This is a genomic window from Kineococcus glutinatus, assembly GCF_039542765.1.
Lineage (GTDB): Bacteria > Actinomycetota > Actinomycetes > Actinomycetales > Kineococcaceae > Kineococcus_A > Kineococcus_A glutinatus.
Map to the genome: position 1 here is coordinate 1 of NZ_BAABIL010000865.1, position 643 is coordinate 643.

Below are 643 nucleotides of genomic sequence, written 5' to 3' on the forward strand. Positions count from 1 at the left end.
CCCGGCACCGGCGCCTGCCCGCCGGCCGGCACGTCCGGCTGGAGGCCGAGGCCGGCGCGGCGGAGCGCTACCGCGCGTTCTGCCGCGCCCTCACCGGCCGGGCGCGGGTGGTGGCCGGCACCCGGGCCGCGGCCCTGGCACCGGTGGCCGACCTCGGCCTCGTCGCGGTCTGGAACGACTGGGACGAGTCCCACGCCGAGCAGCGCACCCCGTACCCGCACTCGCGCGAGGTCGCGCTGCTGCGCGCGGAGCTGGACGGCGCCGCCGCCCTCGTGGCCGGCTGCTCGCGCACCCCCGAGGCGCAGCTGCTGCTGGACTCCGGCTGGGCCCGCGAGGTCGCCGTGCCCGCCGCGCTGATGCGCCGCCGCGCCCCCCGCGTGGTGATCTCCGGCACCGGTGGCCCGGGCGCGCAGGACCCGCTGGCCGCCGCCGCGAGGCTGCCCAGCGACGCCTGGCGGGCCATGCGCACGGCCGTGCAGCGCGGGCCCGTGCTCGTGCAGGTGCCGCGCGGCGGGTACATCCCCACCCTGGCCTGCGCCGGCTGCCGCGCCCCCGCGCGCTGCACCGCCTGCTCCGGCCCGCTCGCCGTCCCGGCCGCCGACGAGCCCGCCGCCTGCCGCTGGTGCGGGCGCCCGGCGACGGG

General features: G+C 82.4%; 1 pseudogene. It reads left to right on the forward strand.

Going from position 1 to position 643, the window contains the following annotated elements:
* Positions 1-643: pseudogene (locus tag ABEB16_RS22165) on the forward strand (primosome assembly protein PriA); the annotation flags it as partial.